Annotated in this window: 25 protein-coding genes; 22 read left to right on the top strand and 3 right to left on the bottom strand. The window is 58.9% G+C overall.

The window, feature by feature from the left end; translation table 11 throughout:
- Positions 1-82: 82 nt before the first annotated feature.
- Positions 83-901: an inositol-phosphate phosphatase gene (gene suhB, locus F6R97_RS20285; RefSeq protein WP_008014726.1), complete on the bottom strand. Its 819-nt coding sequence runs from the start codon at positions 899-901 to the stop codon at positions 83-85.
- A 145-nt stretch (positions 902-1046) separates the two neighbouring features.
- Between suhB and trmJ the strand changes: the two genes are divergently transcribed.
- From trmJ to F6R97_RS20390, 21 genes are all read left to right on the top strand, one after another.
- Positions 1047-1817: a tRNA (cytosine(32)/uridine(32)-2'-O)-methyltransferase TrmJ gene (trmJ, locus tag F6R97_RS20290; protein ID WP_038981726.1), complete on the top strand. Its 771-nt coding sequence runs from the start codon at positions 1047-1049 to the stop codon at positions 1815-1817.
- A gap of 2 nt (positions 1818-1819) precedes the next feature.
- Positions 1820-2596, top strand: coding sequence for a serine O-acetyltransferase (gene cysE, locus F6R97_RS20295; RefSeq protein ID WP_007903579.1), 777 nt, complete (start codon positions 1820-1822; stop codon positions 2594-2596).
- A 239-nt stretch (positions 2597-2835) separates the two neighbouring features.
- Entirely contained in the window at positions 2836-3327 is a 492-nt protein-coding gene (gene iscR, locus F6R97_RS20300; protein ID WP_007903581.1) for a Fe-S cluster assembly transcriptional regulator IscR, read from the top strand.
- 50 nt (positions 3328-3377) lie between these two features.
- The gene (locus tag F6R97_RS20305) at positions 3378-4592 is read left to right on the top strand and encodes an IscS subfamily cysteine desulfurase (RefSeq protein WP_030129843.1); all 1215 of its coding nucleotides are present in this window, start codon (positions 3378-3380) and stop codon (positions 4590-4592) included.
- 85 nt (positions 4593-4677) lie between these two features.
- Positions 4678-5064: a Fe-S cluster assembly scaffold IscU gene (iscU, locus tag F6R97_RS20310; protein WP_003443374.1), complete on the top strand. Its 387-nt coding sequence runs from the start codon at positions 4678-4680 to the stop codon at positions 5062-5064.
- 34 nt (positions 5065-5098) lie between these two features.
- Complete coding sequence (iscA, locus tag F6R97_RS20315) at positions 5099-5422, top strand: iron-sulfur cluster assembly protein IscA (protein ID WP_007903589.1); 324 nt, start codon at positions 5099-5101, stop codon at positions 5420-5422.
- Positions 5423-5430: 8 nt separating this feature from the next.
- On the top strand, positions 5431-5952 hold the full coding sequence (gene hscB, locus F6R97_RS20320; RefSeq protein WP_008070981.1) for a co-chaperone HscB: 522 nt from the start codon (positions 5431-5433) through the stop codon (positions 5950-5952).
- 51 nt (positions 5953-6003) lie between these two features.
- Complete coding sequence (gene hscA / locus F6R97_RS20325) at positions 6004-7869, top strand: Fe-S protein assembly chaperone HscA (protein ID WP_038981731.1); 1866 nt, start codon at positions 6004-6006, stop codon at positions 7867-7869.
- Complete coding sequence (gene fdx / locus F6R97_RS20330; RefSeq protein ID WP_048395462.1) at positions 7869-8210, top strand: ISC system 2Fe-2S type ferredoxin; 342 nt, start codon at positions 7869-7871, stop codon at positions 8208-8210. The genes hscA and fdx overlap by 1 nt, the downstream gene beginning before the upstream one ends.
- A gap of 14 nt (positions 8211-8224) precedes the next feature.
- On the top strand, positions 8225-8425 hold the full coding sequence (gene iscX / locus F6R97_RS20335) for a Fe-S cluster assembly protein IscX (RefSeq protein WP_050681789.1): 201 nt from the start codon (positions 8225-8227) through the stop codon (positions 8423-8425).
- Between the two features lie 92 nt (positions 8426-8517).
- The gene (gene ndk, locus F6R97_RS20340) at positions 8518-8943 is read left to right on the top strand and encodes a nucleoside-diphosphate kinase (RefSeq protein WP_007916882.1); all 426 of its coding nucleotides are present in this window, start codon (positions 8518-8520) and stop codon (positions 8941-8943) included.
- A 28-nt stretch (positions 8944-8971) separates the two neighbouring features.
- On the top strand, positions 8972-10120 hold the full coding sequence (rlmN, locus tag F6R97_RS20345; RefSeq protein WP_007903600.1) for a 23S rRNA (adenine(2503)-C(2))-methyltransferase RlmN: 1149 nt from the start codon (positions 8972-8974) through the stop codon (positions 10118-10120).
- Between the two features lie 12 nt (positions 10121-10132).
- The gene (gene pilW, locus F6R97_RS20350) at positions 10133-10891 is read left to right on the top strand and encodes a type IV pilus biogenesis/stability protein PilW (protein WP_007903601.1); all 759 of its coding nucleotides are present in this window, start codon (positions 10133-10135) and stop codon (positions 10889-10891) included.
- A complete protein-coding gene (locus tag F6R97_RS20355) occupies positions 10891-11922 on the top strand; it encodes a RodZ family helix-turn-helix domain-containing protein (protein ID WP_315866988.1) in 1032 nt (343 codons plus the stop codon). The genes pilW and F6R97_RS20355 overlap by 1 nt, the downstream gene beginning before the upstream one ends.
- A gap of 3 nt (positions 11923-11925) precedes the next feature.
- Entirely contained in the window at positions 11926-13035 is a 1110-nt protein-coding gene (gene ispG, locus F6R97_RS20360) for a flavodoxin-dependent (E)-4-hydroxy-3-methylbut-2-enyl-diphosphate synthase (RefSeq protein WP_008070966.1), read from the top strand.
- Positions 13036-13059: 24 nt separating this feature from the next.
- Positions 13060-14349, top strand: a complete 1290-nt coding sequence (gene hisS / locus F6R97_RS20365; RefSeq protein WP_315866989.1) for a histidine--tRNA ligase — start codon at positions 13060-13062, stop codon at positions 14347-14349.
- 40 nt (positions 14350-14389) lie between these two features.
- Positions 14390-15031, top strand: a complete 642-nt coding sequence (locus F6R97_RS20370; RefSeq protein WP_315866990.1) for a tetratricopeptide repeat protein — start codon at positions 14390-14392, stop codon at positions 15029-15031.
- Entirely contained in the window at positions 15024-16175 is a 1152-nt protein-coding gene (bamB, locus tag F6R97_RS20375; protein ID WP_038981745.1) for an outer membrane protein assembly factor BamB, read from the top strand. Before F6R97_RS20370 ends, bamB begins: the two co-directional genes overlap by 8 nt.
- A 135-nt stretch (positions 16176-16310) precedes the next feature.
- Positions 16311-17780, top strand: coding sequence for a ribosome biogenesis GTPase Der (der, locus tag F6R97_RS20380; RefSeq protein WP_038981746.1), 1470 nt, complete (start codon positions 16311-16313; stop codon positions 17778-17780).
- 222 nt (positions 17781-18002) lie between these two features.
- Positions 18003-19151, top strand: a complete 1149-nt coding sequence (locus F6R97_RS20385; RefSeq protein WP_038981748.1) for a pyridoxal phosphate-dependent aminotransferase — start codon at positions 18003-18005, stop codon at positions 19149-19151.
- Positions 19139-19930, top strand: coding sequence for an amidohydrolase (locus tag F6R97_RS20390; RefSeq protein WP_038983610.1), 792 nt, complete (start codon positions 19139-19141; stop codon positions 19928-19930). Before F6R97_RS20385 ends, F6R97_RS20390 begins: the two co-directional genes overlap by 13 nt.
- 205 nt (positions 19931-20135) lie before the next feature.
- Here F6R97_RS20390 and leuA read toward each other — a convergent pair whose 3' ends face one another.
- On the bottom strand, positions 20136-21815 hold the full coding sequence (leuA, locus tag F6R97_RS20395) for a 2-isopropylmalate synthase (protein ID WP_038981750.1): 1680 nt from the start codon (positions 21813-21815) through the stop codon (positions 20136-20138).
- Positions 21816-22211: 396 nt separating this feature from the next.
- Between leuA and F6R97_RS20400 the strand changes: the two genes are divergently transcribed.
- Entirely contained in the window at positions 22212-22568 is a 357-nt protein-coding gene (locus F6R97_RS20400) for a hypothetical protein (protein WP_050681793.1), read from the top strand.
- A 136-nt stretch (positions 22569-22704) separates the two neighbouring features.
- Here F6R97_RS20400 and F6R97_RS20405 read toward each other — a convergent pair whose 3' ends face one another.
- Complete coding sequence (locus F6R97_RS20405; RefSeq protein WP_315866991.1) at positions 22705-23526, bottom strand: peptidoglycan DD-metalloendopeptidase family protein; 822 nt, start codon at positions 23524-23526, stop codon at positions 22705-22707.

Genomic DNA, 23526 nt, shown 5'->3' on the forward strand with positions numbered 1-23526 from the left:
GGGATTTTGTGCGCGAAAAAGAAAACGCCCCGAACAGGTCGGGGCGTTTTCTTGAGGTGCTGCGGCTTTTTGGGTTTTTGCGTTAGCGCTTCAGCGAAGCTGGCAGGTGCGGCTGGATCGCCGTCAATACTGCCTTGAAGCACTTGGTGTTGCCGGCGACGATGTGGCCTTTCTCAAGGAAGTCGTGACCGCCGGTGAAGTCGCTCACCAAGCCGCCAGCTTCCTGGATCAGCAGGGCGCCTGCAGCCATGTCCCATTCGGACAAGCCCGATTCCCAGAACGCATCGAAACGGCCGGCGGCCACGTAGGCCAGGTCCAGGCTCGCCGAGCCAGCGCGGCGGATGCCGGCGGTCTGGCCAACCAGGGCGCGGAACATGCCCAGGTAGTTGTCGAGGTTGTCCATCTGGTCGTCACGGAACGGGAAGCCGGTACCCAGCAGGGCGCCGTCCAGGCTGGTACGACCGCTGACGCGCAGGCGACGACCGTTCAGTTGGGCGCCGCGACCACGGCTGGCGGTGAATTCTTCCTGGCGAACCGGGTCCAGAACAACAGCGTGCTCCAGGCGACCGCGGTATTTGCAGGCAATGCTGACAGCGAAGTGAGGAATGCCGCGCAGGAAGTTGGTGGTGCCGTCCAGTGGATCGATGATCCACAGGTATTCTTCGCCTTCGATCCCGGTGCCGGCGTGCATGCCGGTTTCTTCACCCATGATCGAGTGATTAGGGTAGGCCTTGCGCAGCGCATCGATGATTTTCTGTTCGGCGGCGCGATCCACCTCGGATACGTAATCCTTGGCGTCTTTTTCGTCGACCTTGATGGTATCCAGGCGCTCGATGGAGCGGAAAATCAATTCACTGGCGCTGCGGGCGGCGCGCAGCGCGATATTCAGCATGGGCTGCATGGATGTGTCACCTAAGGTTGTTAAAGAAAGCCGGGCATTCTATCAGAAAGTTTCTACAGGTGAAGGTCGGCGTTCGCTTTCATAGCTTAACGGTAGGTTGAGCTGTAAGATTCTGCTCCCATTAAAGTGTTCGAGAGCGCCTCCCTTGCTGCAAAACATTCGTGTCGTCCTGGTCAATACCAGTCACCCCGGAAATATCGGCGGGGCTGCGCGTGCCATGAAGAACATGGGCCTGTCGCGGCTGGTGCTGGTCGAACCGCGGTTGTTCCCGCACCACGAGGCTGACGCGCGTGCGTCCGGCGCCGGTGACATCCTTGAAAATGCTCAGGTCGTCGCCACCCTGGAAGATGCCTTGGTCGGTTGCAATCTGGTGCTCGGTACCAGTGCTCGTGATCGTCGCATTCCTTGGCCTTTGCTCGATCCCCGCGAATGCGGCACGAAAGTGGTCGAGGAAGCTGGGCAGGGTGCCGAGATTGCCTTGGTGTTCGGTCGTGAAGATTCCGGCCTGACCAATGAAGAGCTGCAGCGATGTCATTATCACGTGCATATCCCATCAGACCCTGAGTTCAGTTCGCTGAACCTTGGGGCGGCGGTGCAGGTGTTGAGCTATGAAGTGCGCATGTCCTGGTTGGCGGCCGAAGGTCAGCCGAGCAAGGTCGAGAAGGATGAAGTGGCGTCCACCAAGAGTGGTGAGCTGGCGACCATGGATGAGCTGGAGCGATTCTATGAACACCTGGAGCAAACCCTGGTGGCCATCGAGTTCCTCGACCCGGAAAAACCACGGCACTTGATGGCGCGTCTGCGCCGGTTGTACGGACGCAGCTCGGTCAGCCGGGCGGAAATGAATATATTGCGTGGCATCCTCACGGAAACCCAGAAAGCGGCCCGTGGCGAGCTTCTAAAGCGGAAGGATTAATGATGTTCGAGCGTTTGCGTGAAGATATCCAAAGTGTTTTCCATCGTGACCCGGCGGCGCGTAATGCTTTTGAGGTTTTGACGTGCTACCCGGGCATGCACGCCATCTGGATCCATCGCCTGTCATCAGCGTTGTGGGGCATGGGCTGGAAATGGCTGGCGCGACTGGTGTCGAACTTCGGTCGTTGGTTGACCGGGATCGAGATTCATCCGGGGGCCAAGGTCGGTCGTCGCTTCTTTATTGACCACGGCATGGGCATTGTTATCGGTGAAACTGCCGAGATCGGCAACGATGTCACCCTGTATCAGGGCGTGACCCTTGGTGGCACCAGCTGGAACAAGGGCAAGCGTCACCCGACCCTGGAAGACGGCGTAGTGGTCGGGGCGGGCGCCAAGGTGCTCGGCCCGTTCACTGTTGGTGCCGGGGCCAAGGTGGGTTCCAATGCCGTGGTCACCAAGGCGGTTCCGCCCGGGGCGACAGTGGTGGGGATTCCTGGACGGATCATCGTCAAGTCCGATGAAGAACAGGATGCCAAGCGCAAGGCCATGGCCGAGAAGATTGGTTTCGATGCCTACGGTGTCGGTGAGGATATGCCGGACCCGGTGGCCCGAGCCATTAACCAGTTGCTCGATCATCTGCAGGCTGTAGATGGTCGACTTGAAGGGATGTGCGGGGCGCTGAAGGATCTGGGTAGCAATTACTGTGCGAAAGATCTGCCTGAACTGCGCGAAGAAGACTTTGCCTGTGTGAAGGACAAGGATCAGAGCCAGGCCAGCTAGACCGTGTCAGTTTCTTCGCGGGCAAGCCTCGCTCCTACAGGATTCGCGCAACCCATGTAGGAGCGAGGCTTGCCCGCGAAGAACGATAGCGCGCAATTGCTGGCTGTACGCGGTCAGCCTTTGCTATGATGCGCGCGCTCTTTTGCGGGTAAACCTGACTAAAGTACTAGGTCTTATAGTTGACTTAAATACTCGGGAATTGCATACTCGCCCCATTCCGAACTCCGTGGTAATTGTCCATGCGACTGACTACAAAAGGCCGATACGCCGTGACCGCCATGCTTGACCTGGCGTTGCACGCGCAGCACGGGCCGGTGTCCCTGGCCGATATCTCCGAGCGCCAAGGCATCTCCCTGTCCTACCTCGAACAGCTTTTTGCCAAATTGCGCCGCAGCAATCTGGTGTCCAGTGTTCGCGGTCCAGGCGGTGGTTACCAGCTGTCCCGCGACATGCAGGGCATCCAGGTCGCCCAGGTGATCGATGCGGTCAACGAATCGGTCGATGCAACCAAATGCCAGGGCCAGGGCGATTGCCATCAAGGCGACACCTGTCTGACCCACCACTTGTGGTGCGATCTGAGCCTGCAGATTCACGAATTTCTGAGCGGTATCAGCTTGGCTGACCTTGTAACTCGCCGTGAGGTGCAAGAAGTAGCCCAGCGTCAGGACCAGCGTCGTTGCAACAGCAAGGCGCCACGCCTGGACAAGATTGAAGCGTCCGCCGTCGAATGACAGCCAAAGAGCTAGCGGCACGCCAGCCAGCCTGATTTAGGAGATAGTCCATGAAATTGCCGATTTACCTTGATTACTCTGCGACGACCCCGGTTGATCCACGTGTCGCGCAAAAGATGAGTGAATGCCTGCTGGTCGACGGAAACTTCGGTAACCCGGCGTCCCGTTCCCACGTGTTCGGCTGGAAAGCTGAAGAGTCCGTCGAGAACGCTCGCCGTCAGGTCGCTGACCTGGTTAACGCCGACCCGCGTGAAATCGTCTGGACCTCCGGTGCCACCGAGTCCGACAACCTGGCAATCAAGGGTGCGGCGCATTTCTACTCCACCAAAGGCAAGCACCTGATCACCACCAAGATTGAGCACAAGGCTGTCCTCGACACCATGCGCCAACTGGAGCGTGAAGGTTTCGAAGTGACCTACCTCGACCCTCGTGAAGATGGTCTGGTCACTCCAGAGATGGTCGAAGCTGCCCTGCGCGACGACACCATCCTGGTGTCGATCATGCACGTGAACAACGAAATCGGCACCGTCAACGACATCGCAGCCATCGGCGAATTGACCCGCTCCAAGGGGATCCTGTTCCACGTCGACGCTGCTCAGTCTACCGGCAAGGTCGAGATCGACCTGTCGAAACTGAAAGTCGACATGATGTCGTTCTCTGCCCACAAAACCTACGGCCCTAAAGGCATCGGCGCGCTGTACGTCAGCCGCAAGCCGCGTGTTCGCATCGAAGCGACCATGCACGGCGGCGGTCACGAACGTGGCATGCGTTCCGGCACCCTGGCGACCCACCAGATCGTCGGCATGGGCGAAGCTTTCCGTGTAGCCAAGGAAGACATGGCTGCCGAGAACGTACGCATCAAAGCCCTGAGCGACCGTTTCTTCAAGCAGGTCGAAGGCCTGGAAGAGCTGTACGTCAATGGCAGCATGACCGCCCGCGTACCGCACAACCTGAACCTGAGCTTCAACTACGTTGAAGGCGAGTCGCTGATCATGGCGCTCAAGGATCTGGCGGTTTCGTCCGGTTCGGCCTGCACCTCGGCGTCGCTTGAGCCTTCGTACGTACTGCGCGCCCTGGGCCGCAACGACGAACTGGCACACAGCTCGATTCGCTTCACCTTCGGCCGTTTCACCACCGAAGAAGAAATCGACTACGCCGCGCAGAAAGTCTGCGAGGCCGTTACCAAGCTGCGTACTCTCTCGCCGCTGTGGGACATGTACAAAGATGGCGTCGACATTTCGAAAATCGAGTGGGCGGCGCACTGATATTCAAGTCGCCGCAACCGGGCCCTGCGAATCCACGATTGGCAGGGCTTCAAGAGCGACTCCTGATGAGTGAGGATTAAGAATCATGGCTTACAGCGAAAAGGTCATCGACCACTACGAGAACCCGCGCAACGTCGGCAAGATGGACGCGGAAGATCCTGATGTCGGCACCGGCATGGTCGGCGCTCCGGCGTGCGGCGACGTGATGCGCCTGCAGATCAAGGTCAACGAGCAAGGCATCATCGAAGACGCCAAGTTCAAGACCTACGGTTGCGGTTCGGCAATCGCCTCCAGCTCCCTGGCGACCGAGTGGATGAAAGGCAAGACTCTGGATGAAGCAGAGACCATCAAAAACACTCAGCTGGCCGAAGAACTGGCTCTGCCGCCAGTAAAAATTCACTGCTCCGTACTTGCTGAAGACGCTATCAAAGCGGCCGTTCGCGACTACAAGCAGAAGAAAGGCTTGATCTGACTTTCAAGATTTGGCGACGAGTAAGGAGTCACCGATGGCTATCAGCATGACAGAAGCGGCTGCTCAACACGTGCGACGCTCCCTCAACGGGCGCGGCAAAGGTGAAGGGATTCGTCTGGGTGTTCGCACCACAGGCTGTTCCGGCCTTGCCTACGTGCTGGAGTTTGTCGACGAGGTGGTGGCAGAGGATCAGGTGTTCGAAAGTCACGGCGAGAAAGTGATCATCGACCCGAAAAGCCTCGCCTACCTGGACGGCACCGAACTCGATTTCGTCAAGGAGGGGTTGAACGAAGGCTTCAAGTTCAACAATCCCAACGTGCGCGGTGAATGTGGCTGCGGCGAAAGCTTCAACATCTGAGGCTGCGCGTGGGTACTCCTTGTCATTTCGCTTTATTTGAGCTGAAACCGAGCTTCCGTCTGGATCTCGATCAGTTGGCCACGCGCTACCGTGAGTTGGCGCGCGGTGTTCATCCGGACCGCTTTGCAGACGCTTCCGAGCGTGAGCAGCGGCTGGCGCTCGAGCAATCCGCGAGCCTCAACGAGGCCTACCAGACGCTCAAAAGCCCTCCCAAACGCGCGCGCTACCTGCTCGCCATGGGCGGTCGCGAGCTGCCGCTGGAGGTCACGGTGCATGATCCGGAGTTTCTTCTGCAGCAGATGGAGTTGCGTGAAGAGCTCGAAGACCTGCAAGACAGCGCCGATCTGGCGGGTGTTGCAGTGTTCAAGCGTCGCCTGAAGACCGCGCAGGATGAACTGAACGAAAGCTTCGCAGCCTGTTGGGATGATGCAGCGCAACGTGAGCAGGCCGAACGCCTGATGCGGCGCATGCAGTTCCTCGACAAGCTCACCTACGAAGTGCGCCAGTTAGAAGAGCGCCTCGACGATTAACCCAGTGCCGCTCCGGTCGCACGCCTGATATACAGATAAGTCCTGATAACGATGGCCCTACTGCAGATCGCCGAACCCGGCCAAAGTCCTCAACCGCACCAGCGTCGTCTGGCTGTGGGGATCGACTTGGGCACTACCAATTCGCTGGTCGCTGCATTGCGCAGTGGTCTTTCCGAGCCTCTGGCTGACGCGCAAGGGCAGGTCATCCTGCCGTCTGCCGTGCGCTATCACGCCGATCACGTCGAAGTCGGCGAGTCGGCCAAGCTGGCCGCCGCGTCCGATCCTTTGAACACTGTGCTGTCGGTCAAGCGCTTGATGGGTCGTGGTCTGTCCGACGTCAAGCAATTGGGCGATCAGCTGCCGTACCGTTTTGTCGACGGCGAGTCGCACATGCCGTTCATCGACACGGTGCAAGGCCCGAAAAGCCCGGTCGAAGTCTCCGCCGATATCCTCAAGGTGCTGCGTCAGCGCGCTGAAGCGACCTTGGGTGGCGAATTGGTTGGTGCGGTGATCACCGTTCCGGCCTATTTCGATGACGCTCAGCGTCAAGCTACCAAGGATGCTGCCAAGCTGGCCGGTCTGAACGTGCTGCGTTTGCTCAATGAGCCAACCGCCGCCGCGGTCGCTTACGGTCTGGATCAGCACGCCGAAGGCCTGGTCGCGATTTATGACCTGGGCGGCGGCACCTTCGATATTTCGATTCTGCGCCTGACCGGTGGTGTCTTCGAAGTGCTGGCTACCGGCGGCGACAGCGCCCTGGGTGGCGATGACTTCGATCACGCCATTGCAGGCTGGATTATTGAGGGTGCCGGTTTGTCGGCCGACCTCGATCCGGGTACACAGCGCCATCTGCTACAAACCGCCTGTGCGGCCAAAGAAGCCCTGACCAACTGCTCGTCCGTCGAAGTTGCTTATGGCGACTGGAAGGCCGAGCTGACCCGTGAAGCCTTCAATGCGCTGATCGAGCCGATGGTCGCTCGCAGCTTGAAAGCCTGCCGCCGCGCGGTGCGTGATTCCGGCATCGAGCTGGAGGACGTTCACGCTGTGGTCATGGTCGGCGGCTCGACGCGCGTGCCTCGCGTCCGTGAAGCTGTTGCGCACGCCTTCGGTCGCGAACCGCTGACCGAAATCGATCCGGATCAAGTCGTCGCCATCGGTGCCGCGATCCAGGCCGATACCCTGGCCGGCAACAAGCGTGACGGCGGCGAACTGCTGTTGCTCGACGTGATTCCGTTGTCCCTGGGGCTGGAAACCATGGGCGGCCTGATGGAGAAGGTGATTCCGCGCAACACCACCATCCCCGTCGCCCGCGCCCAGGACTTCACCACTTATAAAGATGGCCAGTCGGCCATGGCGATCCATGTATTGCAGGGCGAGCGTGAGTTGATCAGCGACTGCCGCTCCCTGGCACGCTTCGAATTGCGCGGTATTCCGGCGATGGTGGCCGGTGCGGCGAAGATTCGCGTGACCTTCCAGGTCGACGCCGACGGTCTGCTCAGTGTCTCGGCCCGCGAATTGGGTTCGGGCGTCGAAGCCAGCATTCAGGTCAAACCGTCCTACGGCCTGACCGACGGCGAAATCGCCAAAATGCTCAAGGATTCCTTCCAGCACGCCAACGACGACAAAGTCGCCCGCGTATTGCGTGAGCAGCAAGTCGATGCCCAGCGCCTGATCGAGGCGGTGCAGGGCGCTCTGGAGGTTGACGGCGAACGTTTGCTCGACGCCGAAGAGCGCATGGTCATCGAATTGCAGATGCAGGAACTGACCGAATTGATGAAAGGTACCGATGGTTACGCCATCGAGCAGCAGACCAAGCGTCTGTCGCAAGTGACCGATGCCTTTGCTGCCCGCCGCCTGGACTCGACGGTGAAAGCCGCTCTGGCGGGGCGCAACCTGAATGAAATCGAGGATAACTGATGCCGCAGGTCATTTTTCTGCCACACGAGAAGTTCTGCCCGGAAGGCATGGTTGTGGAGGCTGAGCCCGGTATTTCCATTCTCGAACTGGCCCATGAACACCATATCGAGATGGAAAGCGCCTGTGGCGGCGTCTGCGCCTGCACTACCTGCCATTGCATCATCCGCGAAGGTTTTGATTCGCTGGAAGAAGCGGATGAGCTGGAAGAAGACTTTCTTGATCGGGCCTGGGGTCTGGAAGCGCAATCGCGTCTAGGCTGTCAGGCGATCGTCGGAAATGAAGACCTGACCGTCGAAATTCCGAAATACTCGCTCAACCATGCAGCCGAAGCGCCGCACTGATTCAAGGAACCGACATGAGTCTGAAATGGGTTGATGTGCTTGAAATCGCGATCCAGCTGGCTGAAACCAAGCCAGATGTGGACCCGCGTTACGTGAACTTCGTCGATCTGCACAAATGGGTGCTGGCGTTGCCGGAGTTCAGTGATGATCCGACCCGCGGTGGCGAGAAGGTGCTTGAAGCCATTCAGGCCGCCTGGATCGAAGAAGCAGACTGAATCTGCACCGTACGCAGTTAGGCAATACCCAAGAACCCGCGTATAATTCGCGGGTTTAATTTTTCGCAAATTACCGTTTCTGGAGTTACACCATGGCTGTTCAACGTACTTTCTCCATCATCAAGCCTGACGCTGTTGCAAAAAACGTTATCGGCGAGATCACCACTCGTTTCGAAAAAGCTGGCCTGCGCGTTGTAGCTTCGAAACTGAAGCAACTGTCCAAAGCTGAAGCTGAAGGCTTCTACGCTGAGCACAGCGCTCGTGGTTTCTTCGGCGACCTGGTTGCTTTCATGATCTCCGGTCCGGTTGTCGTTCAGGTTCTGGAAGGCGAAAACGCTATCGCTCTGAACCGTGAGCTGATGGGCGCTACCAACCCTAAAGAAGCTGCTGCCGGCACCATCCGCGCTGACTTCGCTGATTCCATCGACGCCAACGCTGTACACGGTTCGGACTCCGAAGCCGCTGCTGCTCGCGAAATCTCGTACTTCTTCGCAGCTACTGAAGTAACCACTCGCTAAGCATTGGCTTAAGAGTGAAGGTGAATCCATGACTACATCGACTGTAAAAACCAACCTGCTGGGTCTGACTCAACAGGAAATGGAAAAATTCTTCGACTCAATCGGGGAGAAGCGTTTCCGTGCCGGTCAGGTAATGAAATGGATTCACCACCTTGGCGTTGATGATTTCGACGCCATGACGAACGTCAGCAAGGCCTTGCGCGACAAGCTCAAGGCCATTGCTGAAGTCCGAGGCCCCGAAGTGGTCAGCGAGGACATCTCCACCGATGGCACCCGTAAGTGGGTGGTGCGCGTGGCGTCCGGTAGCTGCGTCGAGACCGTGTACATTCCCCAGGGCAAACGCGGCACTCTGTGCGTTTCGTCCCAGGCAGGCTGTGCCCTGGATTGCAGTTTCTGCTCCACCGGCAAGCAAGGTTTCAACAGCAACCTCACCGCCGCCGAAGTGATCGGTCAGGTGTGGATTGCCAATAAATCGTTCGGCAGCATCCCGGCGACCGCCGACCGTGCCATCACCAACGTGGTGATGATGGGCATGGGTGAGCCGCTGCTGAACTTCGACAACGTCGTGGCCGCCATGCATCTGATGATGGATGACCTGGGCTACGGGATCTCCAAGCGCCGCGTAACCCTGTCCACTTCGGGCGTGGTGCCGATGATCGATGAGCTGTCCAAGCACATCGATGTGTCCCTGGCGTTGTCGCTGCACGCACCAAACGACGCATTGCGTAACCAATTGGTGCCGATCAACAAGAAATATCCGCTTAAGATGCTGCTTGAGTCGTGCCAGCGCTACATGTCGTCCCTGGGCGAAAAGCGCGTGCTGACCATCGAGTACACCTTGCTCAAGGACATCAACGACAAGGTTGAACATGCCGTTGAGATGATCGAGTTGCTCAAGAACATTCCGTGCAAGATCAACCTGATTCCGTTCAACCCGTTCCCGCATTCCGGTTACGAGCGCCCGAGCAACAACGCGATTCGCCGGTTCCAGGATCAGCTTCACCATGCAGGCTTCAACGTCACCGTACGCACCACCCGCGGTGAAGACATCGATGCCGCGTGTGGCCAATTGGTAGGGCAGGTGCTGGATCGCACCCGTCGCAGCGAACGTTATATCGCCGTGCGCGAGTTGAGCGCCGAAAACGATATCGCAACAAACGCCGCGAACAATAATTAAGAGAGGATCTCTATGTCCCTGCGCTTCGCGCTGCTTGTGCTGTTGGCCAGCCTCTGTGCTGGTTGTGTCCTGTCGGGCGATTTCAACCCGATGAAGACCAGCAAGGGCCGTGATGAAGCGCGTGCCGCTTACGTGCAGCTGGGCCTGGGGTATCTGCAGCAAGGCATGACCGAGCGCGCCAAAGTCCCGTTGAAGAAGGCTTTGGACCTGGATAGCTCGGATCCTGACGCCAACGCGGCGCTGGGGCTGGTGTTCCAGGCCGAGATGGAGCCGGAACTGGCCGATCAGCATTTTCGCAAGGCACTGTCTTCTCGTCCCGCCGATGCGCGAATCCTGAATAACTACGGCAGTTTTCTTTTCGAAGAGAAACGTTACAAAGAGGCATACGAACGCTTCGAACAGGCCGCCGCCGATACCCTGTATCCTGAGCGTTCACGGGTTTTCGAAAACCTGGGCATGACCGCTTCAAAGCTTGGCCAGCGTGATCTGGCCCGCCAGCAACTGGAAAAAGCCCTGCGTTTGAATCGCCAACAACCACGTGCATTGCTGGAAATGGCTGAGTTGTCTTACGAAGACAGGCATTATGTGCCCGCGCGTGACTATTACGACCGTTTTAGCCTGCTCACCGAACAAAATGCACGTAGTCTATTGCTCGGCGTTCGGCTGGCAAAAGTGTTCGAAGATCGCGACAAGGCCGCCAGTTTTGGCCTGCAATTAAAACGACTCTATCCCGGTACGCCGGAATATCAGCAATACCTGTCGGAGCAATGATGAAAGCGGCGCATCCCGAAGTTGTAGCAGCGAATCGCGTTAACCCCGGTGAGACTTTGCGCCAGGCCCGCGAAAGCAATGGCTGGTCGCTGGCCGAAGTGGCCCTCAAGCTCAACCTCACCGTCAATTCCCTGAGTAATCTGGAAGCCGGCGCTTTCGACAAGCTGCCTGGGCACACCTTTGCCCGTGGCTATATTCGCGCGTATGCCAAATTGCTCGGCATGGACCAAACCGTTCTGGTCCAGCAGTTCGACCAATCCACCGGCACCGACTCCCAGGGCAGCAACGTCCACAGCCTGGGACGTATCGAAGAGCCGGTTCGGGTTTCCCACACCATTTTGCGAATTGTCAGCCTGCTGTTGCTGCTCGCGGTGATTGGCGGTGGTTTTATCTGGTGGCAGGATCAAACTTCATTGCGCACCAAGGACCTGACCGGCCTGGCTCCGGAACACGTTGAAGTCGAAGGCGCCGACGGCACCACCCAGATCCATCCTCTGGACGAGCCGGAAGATCAGGCCGTTGCGCAAGGTCAGGCTGAAGGTGAAACGCCTCTTGCGCTGCCTCAGGCCGAGACTTCGACCGAGGAGCCAGTCAGTGCCGAAACGAGCGCTCCGGTTCCCGCGTCAGCGGCTCCAGCAGTAACGCCTGCGGCTGCGGCCCACAGCACTGCTCCGGTTGTCGCGACACCAGCGACGCCAGCCCCGGCTGTTCCCGCTGTACCTGCACCGGTTATCACAGCTCCGATTGCTCCGCCCGCTCCGGCTCCGGCTCCGGCAGCTCCGGTGGCTGGCCAAGGCCAGGTTCAACTGCAATTCACCGCCGATTGCTGGACGCAAGTGACCGATGGCACGGGTAAGGTGCTGTTGAGTGGTCTCAAGCGTAAAGGCGAAAATGTTACTGTCAGCGGCAAACCGCCTTTTTCCGTGCGTCTGGGCTTCGCCCGTGGCGCGCAGGTCAGCTACAACGGGCAGGTGGTTGATGTCGCTCCGTTCACCAGTGGCGAGACTGCTCGCCTGAAGTTGGGTCAATAAGTCATGCACGGCGAATCTCCAATCAAACGTCGCGAATCCCGCAAGATCTGGGTCGGCAACGTGCCCGTGGGCGGCGATGCGCCTATCGCTGTGCAGAGCATGACCAACAGCGATACCAATGACGTGGCCGCCACCGTGGCCCAGATCAACCGTCTGGAAGCCGCAGGTGTCGATATCGTGCGGGTTTCCGTGCCGGACATGGACGCCGCCGAAGCCTTCGGCAAGATCAAGCAGTTGGTCAAAGTGCCGTTGGTGGCTGATATCCACTTCGACTACAAGATCGCTTTGCGCGTCGCTGAACTGGGCGTCGATTGCCTGCGAATCAACCCGGGCAACATCGGTCGTGAAGACCGCGTGCGCGCGGTGGTCGATGCTGCCCGTGATCGCGGGATTCCGATCCGCATCGGCGTCAACGCCGGTTCCCTGGAAAAAGACCTGCAAAAGAAATATGGCGAGCCGACTCCAGCCGCGCTGGTCGAGTCTGCCTTGCGTCACGTCGAGCACCTCGAGCGCCTGAACTTCCAGGATTTCAAGGTCAGCGTGAAAGCTTCCGACGTGTTCATGGCCGTCGCCGCCTACCGCTTGCTGGCCAAGGAAATCGTCCAGCCGCTGCACTTGGGCATCACCGAAGCCGGTGGTTTGCGTTCAGGCACGGTGAAATCCGCCGTGGGCCTCGGTATGCTGCTCGCCGAAGGGATTGGCGATACTATTCGCATCTCGTTGGCGGCCGACCCGGTCGAGGAAGTGAAAGTCGGCTACGACATTCTCAAATCCCTGCACCTGCGTTCCCGTGGCATCAACTTCATCGCCTGCCCGAGCTGCTCGCGGCAGAACTTCGATGTGGTCAAAACCATGAACGAGCTGGAAGGGCGTCTCGAAGACCTGCTGGTGCCGCTGGATGTCGCGGTGATCGGTTGCGTGGTCAACGGACCGGGCGAAGCCAAGGAAGCCCATATCGGCTTGACCGGCGGCACGCCAAACCTGATTTACATCGACGGCAAGCCGGCGCAGAAACTGACTAATGACAATCTGGTGGATGAGCTTGAACGCTTGATCCGCCAGAAAGCGGCCGAAAAGGTCGAAGCTGACGCAGCAGTCATTGCGCGCGGCTAAGTCGAACGAATTTAAGGATTTAAAGTGAGCAAGTCTCTGCAAGCCATTCGTGGCATGAACGACATCCTGCCCGAACAGACTCCCCTGTGGCGTCATTTCGAGGGCACCGTCTCGCGTTTGCTGGATAACTACGGTTACAAGCAGATTCGCATGCCGATCGTCGAGTTCACCGAGCTGTTCAAACGCTCCATCGGTGAAGTGACCGACATCGTCGAAAAGGAGATGTACACCTTCGACGACCGCAACGGCGATTCCCTGACCCTGCGCCCTGAAGGCACAGCGGCCTGCGTGCGTGCGGTGCTCGAGCACGGCATCACCGGCGGCGGCCAGGTGCAGAAGCTCTGGTACATCGGCCCGATGTTCCGTCACGAACGTCCACAGAAAGGTCGTTATCGCCAGTTCCACCAGATCGGTTGCGAAGTCTTCAACCTCGACGGTCCGGACATCGACGCCGAGCTGATCGTGCTGACCTGGCGCCTGTGGGGAGAGCTGGGTATCCGCAATGCGGTCAAGCTCGAACTCAATAGCCTGGGCACCAGCGAGTCCCGTGGTCGTTATCGTGAAGCACTGGTCGAATACCTGTCCGCTCGCCTGGATCAACTGGACGAAGACAGCCAGCGCCGTCTGAAGACCAACCCGCTGCGGGTTCTGGATACCAAGAATCCCGACACTCAAGCGGCGTTGGCCGACGCGCCAAAAATGGCCGACTACCTCGACGAAGAATCCCGCGTGCACTTCGAGGGCCTCAAGGCTCGTCTGGACGCCGCCGGCATTCCTTATGTGATCAACCCGAAGCTGGTTCGCGGGCTGGATTACTACAGCAAGACCGTTTTCGAATGGGTCACCGACAAGTTGGGCGCTCAGGGCACCGTGTGTGCCGGTGGTCGCTACGACGGTCTGGTGGAGCAGATGGGCGGCAAGCCGACCACGGGCGTTGGTTTTGCCATGGGTATCGAGCGCTTGGTGCTATTGCTTGAAACCCTGGAGCAGATTCCCGAAGAAATCTCCCGTCAGGTCGATGTCTACCTCTGCGCCTTCGGTGAAGCCGCCGAGCTGGCCGGTCTGGTCCTGAGCGAGCGCGTTCGTGATCAATTGCCCAACCTGCGCCTGCAAGTCAATGCCGGCGCCGGCAGCTTCAAAAGCCAGTTCAAGAAAGCCGACAAGAGCGGTGCGCTGTACGCATTGATCCTCGGTGACGACGAAATGGCCCAGCAAGTGGTAGGTTTCAAACCCCTGCGTGGCCAGGGCGAACAACAAAGCATTGCCTGGGATGCGCTTGCTGCACACCTGGCCACCTGCGTCGTGCAGGGTTGAAGCTGTCAAACAGCCGATTTAGCGATTAAGGAGTATTGGGGTGTCGAGTACCGAAGACGAACATCTGGCGGAGTTGAAGGACTGGTGGACACGCAACGGCAAGCCCCTGGTCACTGGCGGCCTGTTGGCGCTGGTCATCGTGTTCGGCTGGCAGGCCTTTCAGAAGTATCAGAGCAATCAGTCGCAAGGCGCCTCGATTCTCTATCAGCAATTGCTCGAAACCACGCTGACGCCTGATGGCAAGCCTGATGCTGCACGTGTTTCGGATCTGGCTAGCAAGCTCAACAGCGAGTTCGGCGGCACCGCTTACGCGCAATACGGCAGCCTGTTCGTGGCGAAAGTCGCGGTCGATAGCGGCAAGCTGGACGACGCAGTCAGCGAGCTGAAAGCCATTGTCGACAAACCGGCCAATCCGGCACTCGGCGAAATTGCCCGTCAGCGCCTGGCGCAGGTACTGGCCGCGCAGAACAAGGTCGATGAAGCCCTGAAACTGCTCGAAGGCGATGCCGACAAAGCCTTCCTGGCTACTCGCGAAGAACTCAAAGGCGACCTGCTGGTGCAGTTGGGTCGTACCGACGAAGCGAACACGGCGTATCAAAAAGCCAAGGCGGCACTGTCGGATGAAGCGGCGGTCGGTGGCCTACAAATCAAGCTGGACGACCTGGCCAAAGGGGATGCGTGACGTGATCCGTTGGAAACATGCAGCATTGCTGGCTCTGGCCATATTGGCCGCGGGTTGCAGCAGCAACAGCAAAAAAGAATTGCCACCGGCCGAGTTGACCGACTTCAAAGAAGAAGTGGTTCTGCAAAAGCAGTGGAGTCGTTCGATCGGTGACGGTCAGGGCGAAACCTACAACATGCTGGTTCCGGCGATCGATGGCGATACCATCTATGCCGGCGACGTCACCGGTGTGGTGATGGCGATGGATCGCAGCAATGGCGACGTCAAATGGAAGAAAGATCTCGAACTGCCTGTTTCCGGCGCCGTTGGCGTGGGTTACGGTCTGGTCATGATCGGCACGCTGAAGGGCGAAATCGTTGCCCTGGACGCCAGCAGCGGTGAAGAGAAATGGCGCGCTCGCGTGACCAGTGAAGTGCTCGCGCCGCCGGCCACCAACGGTGACGTTGTTGTGGTTCAGACCCAGGATGACCGTCTGATCGGTCTGGATGCCGCTACCGGTAACCAGCGCTGGTTGTACGACAGCACGCCAGCGGTTCTGACCCTGCGCGGCACCAGCGCACCGATCGTCACCAACCGCCTCGCGGTGGCTGGCCTGTCGACCGGTAAAGTGGTCGCTCTGGATGTTTCCAACGGCGTGCCGGTATGGGAACAACGCGTAGCGATTCCACAAGGTCGTTCGGAGCTGGAGCGTGTGGTCGATATCGACGGTGGCTTGCTGCTGTCCGGCGGTACACTGTATGTCGCCAGCTACCAGGGTCGTGTCGCGGCACTGGACCTGGAAAGCGGTCGTCAACTCTGGCAGCGTGATGCTTCCAGCTATGCCGGCGTTGCTCAGGGTTTTGGCAGCGTCTACGTGAGCCTGTCTGCAGGCACCGTTGAAGGCGTCGACGAACGTTCTACCACTGCTTTGTGGAGCAACGATTCGCTGGCCCGCCGTCAACTGTCGGCTCCGGAAGTGTTCTCCAGCTATGTTGCAGTCGGTGATATGGAAGGTTACCTGCACCTGCTGAGTCAGGTGGACGGTCGTTTCGTCGGCCGCGAGCGCATTGACAGCGACGGCCTGCGTGCCCGTCCGCTGGTGGTGGGTGACACGATTTATCTGTATGGCAACAGTGGCAAACTGGAAGCCCTGACCATTAAGTAAAGACTATGCTTGGGGTTTAACCCCCAAGCGGCCCCGTTTTGCGGGGCTCGCAGTGCTTACAGGCGCTGCCCCGAGCACCAGCCGCTGCCTCGCAGCGGCTTTTGTATTTTCTGAAATAACGAAGTGGAGAGCCGCATGGTTCCCGTAATCGCCCTGGTGGGCCGACCGAACGTCGGCAAGTCCACCTTGTTCAACCGCCTGACCAGGACTCGCGACGCCATCGTCGGCGACTTGTCCGGTCTGACCCGTGATCGCCAGTACGGTGAGGCCAAGTGGCAAGGGCGTTCCTACATTCTGGTCGACACCGGCGGTATCTCCGGTGACGAGCACGGTATGGACGAAAAAATGGCCGAGCAGTCGCTGCTGGCCATTGAAGAAGCGGATGTCGTTCTATTCCTGGTAGATGCCAAGGCCGGTTTCACCGCGGCCGACCAGATGATCGCCGAGCACTTGCGCAAGCGTAACAAGCGTTCTTACGTGGTTGCCAACAAGGTCGACAACATCGACCCTGAAATGGCCCGCGCCGAATTCGCCCCGTTGGGCATGGGCCACGCGATCCCGATCGCCGGTGCTCATGGTCGTGGCATCACCCAGATGCTGGAAATCGCCCTCAGCGACTTCCCGAAAGACGAAGAAGAACCGGAAGAAGGCGAGGAAGAGATCGTTGCCGAAGGCGAGGAAGCCAAGCGCATTCCTGGCCCAAGCGAAAAAGACGGTATCAAGATCGCCATCATCGGCCGTCCGAACGTTGGCAAATCGACCTTGGTCAACCGCATGCTCGGTGAAGACCGGGTAATCGTTTATGACCAGCCCGGCACCACCCGCGACAGTATCTACATCCCGTTCGAGCGTAACGACGAGAAGTACACGCTGATCGACACCGCCGGTGTGCGCAAGCGCGGCAAGATCCACGAAGAAGTCGAAAAGTTCTCCGTGGTCAAAACCCTGCAAGCGATCAAAGACGCCAACGTGGTGATCTTCGTGATGGATGCCCGCGAAGGCGTGGTGGACCACGACCTCAACCTGCTGGGCTTCGCCATTGAATCGGGTCGTGCGCTGGTCATCGCGATCAACAAGTGGGACGGCATGACGCCGAGCGAGCGCGACTTCGTGAAGGTCGAGCTGCAACGTCGACTGTTCTTCGTTGACTACGCCGACATCCACTTCATCTCGGCGCTGCACGGCACCGGCGTAGGCAACCTCTACGCCTCGGTACAGAACTCGTTCAAGTCCGCGGTCACCCGCTGGCCGACCAACCGCCTGACCCAGATTCTGGAAGATGCGGTTGGCGAGCACGCGCCACCGATGGTCAACAACCGCCGGATCAAGCTGCGTTATGCCCACTTGGGTGGTGCCAACCCGCCGATCATCGTGATCCACGGTAACCAGATCGAGAAGGTGCCGAAGTCTTACGTTCGTTACCTGGAAAACACTTACCGTCGTGTCTTGAAGCTGGTCGGTACGCCGATCCGCATCGAGTTCAAGGGCGGCGAGAACCCGTATGAAGGCAACAAGAATTCGCTCACCGACCGTCAGGTCAACAAGAAGCGTCGCATGATGTCGCACCACAAGAAGGCCGACAAAAAGCGCCGCGACAAGCGCTGATTTATGGCTAACCCGGTTCCTGTGGGAGCGGGCTTGCCCGCGATGAACGATAACGCGGTGTACCTGTAACACCGCGGCGTGACTATCGCGGGCAAGCCACGCTCCCACAGGATCGGGTTACAGAAAGGGCGCTTTATGCGCCTTTTTTTATGGGCGCCGTTTGGGCTATTCTCGAGCTCTCCCGTGCCGTCGTAGAGCCGGGTGTAGCGCAGGGAATCACCGATGATCACCAGTAAGCTGCCGAATGTCGGCATCACTATCTTCACGCAGATGTCTCAGCTCGCGGCGCAAACCGGGGCGATCAATCTGTCCCAGGGTTTTCCCGATTTCGACGGCCCGCAGGCCCTGCGCGATGCAGTCGGTCGGCATATCGCCAGTGGCCACAACCAGTATTCACCGATGACTGGCCTGCCGGTGTTGCGTCAGCAGATTGCGGCGAAGATCGCTCGCAGCTACGGCGCCCATGTCGATGCCGACAGCGAAGTGACGGTCACCCCTGGCGCGACTCAGGCGATCTTCTGCGCCATTCAGACGGTGATCCATAGCGGTGACGAAGTCATCGTGTTTGACCCGGCCTACGACAGTTATGAACCTTCGGTGGAGCTGGCGGGTGGCCGTTGCGTGCATGTGCAACTGGGCCTTAACGATTTCAGCATCGACTTCCAGAAGCTTGCTGAAGCCATTACGCCGCGTACGCGGATGATTATCCTCAATACCCCGCACAACCCCAGCGGCGCGTTGATCAATCGTGCCGAGCTGGATCAGTTAGCAGCGTTGATCCGCGACCGCGATATCTATGTAATCAGCGACGAAGTCTACGAACACCTGGTATTCGACGGCGTGCCTCACGTCAGCGTATTGGCCCACGAAGAACTCTATCAACGCGCATTTGTGGTCAGCTCGTTCGGTAAGACGTACCACGTCACCGGTTGGAAAACCGGTTATGTAGTGGCACCGCCAGCCCTCACCGCCGAGCTGCGCAAGGTTCACCAATACGTCAGTTTCTGCGGCGTGACGCCCCTGCAATACGCGTTGGCCGATTACATGGCCGAGCACCCGGAACACGTCGAAGAGTTGCCGGATTTCTATCAGGCCAAGCGCGATCTGTTCTGTGATCTGCTGGCGCCGTCACGCTTCAGTTTCAGCCGCGTGGCCGGTACTTATTTCCAATTGGTCGATTACTCGCAGATTCGCCCGGACCTCAATGACGTCGAGATGGCGCTATGGATGACCCGCGAACATGGCGTCGCGAGCATCCCGATCTCGGTGTTCTACCAGACGCCACCGGTCGGCCAGCGCCTGGTGCGCCTGTGCTTTGCCAAACGCGAGGAGACCCTGCGTGAAGCAGCGGCAAAACTATGCGTGATCTGAGTGCTCTGCCCAATCTGAATGTTGCGCTGATCCAGACCACCCTGGCCTGGCATGATCGTCAGGCCAATCTGGAGCATTTCGAGCCCTTGCTGGAACAGGCTCGCGGCGCTGACCTGATCATCCTGCCGGAGATGTTCACCACCGGTTTCTCCATGGAATCGGAAACCCTCGCCGAGCCGGAAAATGGCCCCACCAGTAAATGGCTGCGGGTTCAGGCGGCGAAACTGGATGCGGTGATCACCGGCAGCATCATCGTCCAGGTGCCTGACGGCAGTCATCGCAATCGTCTGTTATGGGCGCGCCCGGACGGGGAGGTGTGGCATTACGACAAGCGTCACCTGTTCCGCATGGCGGGTGAGCACAACCATTTCACCCCGGGCGAGCGTCAGGTGCAGTTCGAATTGAAGGGCTGGCGAGTGCGGCCGCTGATTTGCTACGACCTGCGTTTCCCGGTCTGGAGCCGCGACCCTCAAGACACCGATCTATTGTTGTACACCGCCAATTGGCCAGGCGCACGACGTCAGCACTGGAACCGTTTGCTACCGGCACGGGCGATTGAAAACCTCTGCTATGTGGCGGCGGTGAACCGCATCGGTACCGATGGCAAAGGCTTTGCGTATACCGGTGACAGTCAGGTCCTGGATTTTCAGGGTGAGACGTTGCTCAGCGCAGGTGATGCCGATGGGGTCTTCAAGGTTGTTCTGGATGCGGCGGAGCTGGCTGCTTATCGCACGCGGTTTCCGGCGAATCTGGATGCGGATACCTTCGAGTTCACCTGAGACTTTCGCTGCCTGACCGTCCGTCTTCGCGAGCAAGCCCGCTCCCACACTTGATCGGTGTGAACACAGATTTTGTGTACACCAAAAATCCACTGTGGGAGCGGGCTTGCTCGCGAAGAAGCCAGAACAGGCAACACAAAAATCCCAGGCAAACAAAAAGGCCCCGAGGTTCACACCCCGGGGCCTTTTGCGTTGCAGCGCAAACTTACGCCGCTTTCGCTTCCGGCTGGCTCAGGGAGCGGTTCAGCGCGCTGAACAGGGCCTTGAAGCTGGCGGTGGTGATGTTTTCATCGATGCCGACGCCGTGCACCGCACGTTCACCGTTTACGCGCAGTTCAATGTAGGCCGCAGCCTTGGCATTGGTGCCCGCGCCGATGGCGTGTTCGTTGTAGTCCATGATTTCCACCGGGATCGGCAGACCGGCCACCAGTGCTTCCAGCGCGCCGTTGCCTTTGCCACGCCAGTGCAGGTTGGTTTCGCCCTGACCTTTGCTGGAGACTTCCACTTCCACGGCGCTGTGACCGTTTTCTTCCTGCAAGCGATGGCTGACCAGCGCGTACGGGGTGTTGGCCTGCAAGTACTCGCTGTGCAGCAGCGCGTGGATCTGCTGGGCTGTCATTTCAAGACCCAGACGATCGGTTTCACGCTGCACGACCTGGCTGAACTCGATCTGCATGCGGCGCGGCAAGTTGATGCCGTATTCCTGTTCCAGCAGGTAAGCGATACCGCCCTTGCCCGACTGGCTGTTGACGCGAATCACTGCCTCGTAGCTACGGCCGATGTCGGCCGGGTCGATCGGCAAGTACGGCACTTCCCACAGGGCGTCCGGTTTCTGCTGGGAGAAGCCCTTGCGGATCGCATCCTGGTGGGAACCGGAGAACGCGGTGTGAACCAGGTCGCCGACATAGGGGTGACGTGGGTGCACCTGGATCTGGTTGCATTCTTCGACGACTTTGCGCACGCCGTCGATATCGGAAAAGTCCAGTTCAGGGTGGATGCCCTGGGTGTAGAGGTTCAATGCCACGGTCACCAGATCGACGTTACCGGTACGCTCGCCGTTGCCGAACAGGCAACCTTCGACACGGTCGGCGCCGGCCATCAGGCCCAGCTCGGTGGCGGCTACGCCAGTGCCACGGTCGTTGTGGGTGTGCAGGCTGATGATCACGCTGTCACGACGGTTGATGTGGCGACCGAACCATTCGATCTGGTCGGCATAGATGTTCGGGGTGGCGCATTCGACGGTGGCAGGCAGGTTGAGGATCACCTTGTGCTCAGGCGTCGGGTTCCACACTTCGATGACCGCGTCGCAGACTTCCTTGGCGAACTCCAGCTCGGTGGCGCTGAAGGTTTCTGGCGAGTACTCGAAGGTCCACTCGGTGTCTGGCTGCTGGGCGGCGTATTTGACGAACAGCTTGGCGGCGTTCACGGCGATGGCCTTGATCCCGTCCTTGTCCTGATTGAAGACAATGCGGCGGAAGGAAGGGGAGGTCGCGTTGTACAGGTGAACGATGGCTTTCTTGGCACCGCGCAGGGATTCGAAGGTGCGTGCGATCAAGTCTTCACGGCCCTGGGTCAGCACCTGAATGGTGGTGTCGTCCGGGATGTGGCCGTCTTCGATCAGCGTACGCACGAAGTCAAAGTCGGTTTGCGAAGCGGCCGGGAACGAGGCTTCGATTTCTTTCACACCGACTTGCACCAGCGTTTTCCAGAAGCGCAGCTTTTTGACCGCGTCCATGGGCTCGATCAGCGACTGGTTACCGTCACGAAGGTCCGAGCTGCACCAGATCGGCGCTGCGGTGATGGTCTTCGATGGCCAGGTGCGGTCCGGGATGTCGATGGTCGGGAACGCGCGGTATTTCGAAGACGGGTCTTTGAGCATGCTCATCGGGAAATCCTTATTGTGTGGGCCGAAAAAAGGCGGCCTGCCGGTGGATCAAATGTTCTGGGGATAAAGCGTAAGACGAGGCACCGCGATTCAGCCTGGCAGTCGTGCGCTGACGAGGCACAGGCTGCGGTGCTGGCGAAGCTGAATGAGGGTGTGAGAGGTTTTCATGCCTTCAACCCTAACCGCGGGGGTGAAGGATGGCAAGCAGTCGAAAAAAATTGAGAGGAATACTCGAAAAGTCGAGTTTATTGAGATTTTGTTGCGGTGAATGGCAGAGATTGTATTGATGTTTGCGCGAGGTTTGAGCGATGCGCAATTGAAGGTTGGCGATTGCAGTTCGGTCGACGCAGCTATTCTTAAAGCCTCAACCAGGCGACCAGGAAGCAGGAGTTGGCAATGAACGAGTCGGATTGGAAGCTCTATAGCGCATTGCGTCCGGTAGCCCATGAGCGGATGTGTATCCGGATCATGGAGGAGGTCGAGCGCACGGTGCTGGATAAAAGCCTGGCGCCTTATGAGCGTATTGAAGCCAGTGAAGAAAGGCTGAAGGCCGGCCAGCAGGAGCTGTATTGGGCGTTTGGCGTTTTCAGACACTCACGCAATGAGGCGCCTGCTCACTTGCTGGGGCTGTGTACTCATGAGCTGATCAGATCTGAAGAATTGGCTGGTTTCTCGGAGGAAACTCAAGTCTGGATCAAAGAGCGTCTGGCGCATAGGGAGGTCCACGGGATTGAGGACCTTGAGGCGGAATAAGCGGTGCCAATGAGGTCGCCTTCGCGAGCAAGCCCGCTCCCACATTTGATCGGCGTGAACACATATTCTGTGCACGCCGAAAATCTAATGTGGGAGCGGGCTTGCTCGCGAAGGGGCCATCAGCCTCAACAACTATTTACGGCTGAAACGCCCCAATAAAAATCGCCGGATCCACCCGCGCATCGTTCAGGCTGATGTTCCAGTGCATATGCGGCCCGGTCGCGCGCCCCGTGGCGCCGACTTTCCCGACCACGCCACCACGCGCCAATTGCTGCCCAACTTTTACGTCGATCTTCGACATGTGACAGAACATGCTGATGAAGCCTTGGCCGTGGTCGACGAACACCGTATTGCCGTTGAAGAAGTAGTTACCGATCAGAATCACCTTGCCGGCGGCCGGGGTTTTGATCGGCGTGCCGGCAGGCACCGCGAAGTCGAGGCCCGCGTGGGGATTGCGCTCTTCGCCATTGAAAAAGCGGCGCACGCCGAACTTGCTCGACAGCGGCCCGTTGACCGGTTTGTCCAGCAGCAGATTGCTCGGGGTGTTCGGGCTGAAGCTGCGGTAGGCCTGGATCTGCTCCGCCAGCTCACCCTCGATGCGCTTGAGATTCTCCGGGTTCGGATTGACCTGCTGAGTGTTTTTCAGGGTGATGTGCTGTTCCGGGTATTTCTTGCCGCCGACGGTGAAGTTCAGGTTGCGACCACCGCTGCTAAGCGACTGGCTGCCCGGTTTGACGGTCAGCGGCACGCCGACGATGGCCAGCCAGTTGTTCTGTTCCTTGACCACCAATACCGGTTTGCCTTGATAGCTGGCTTTGGGGTCCTGGGCGGAGCTGCCCAGGTCCACCACCGCCACGCCACCCGGCACCGGTTTGTTCAACAGGCGGGTGATGTAACTGTCGGCGTGGGCGTTGAAGGTCAGGCACAGCAACAGCAGCGGAGCTAAAAAACGCGGCAT

Origin of the sequence: Pseudomonas sp. JV414, assembly GCF_032424305.1 — a bacterium.
Taxonomy (GTDB): Bacteria; Pseudomonadota; Gammaproteobacteria; order Pseudomonadales; family Pseudomonadaceae; genus Aquipseudomonas; species Aquipseudomonas lini.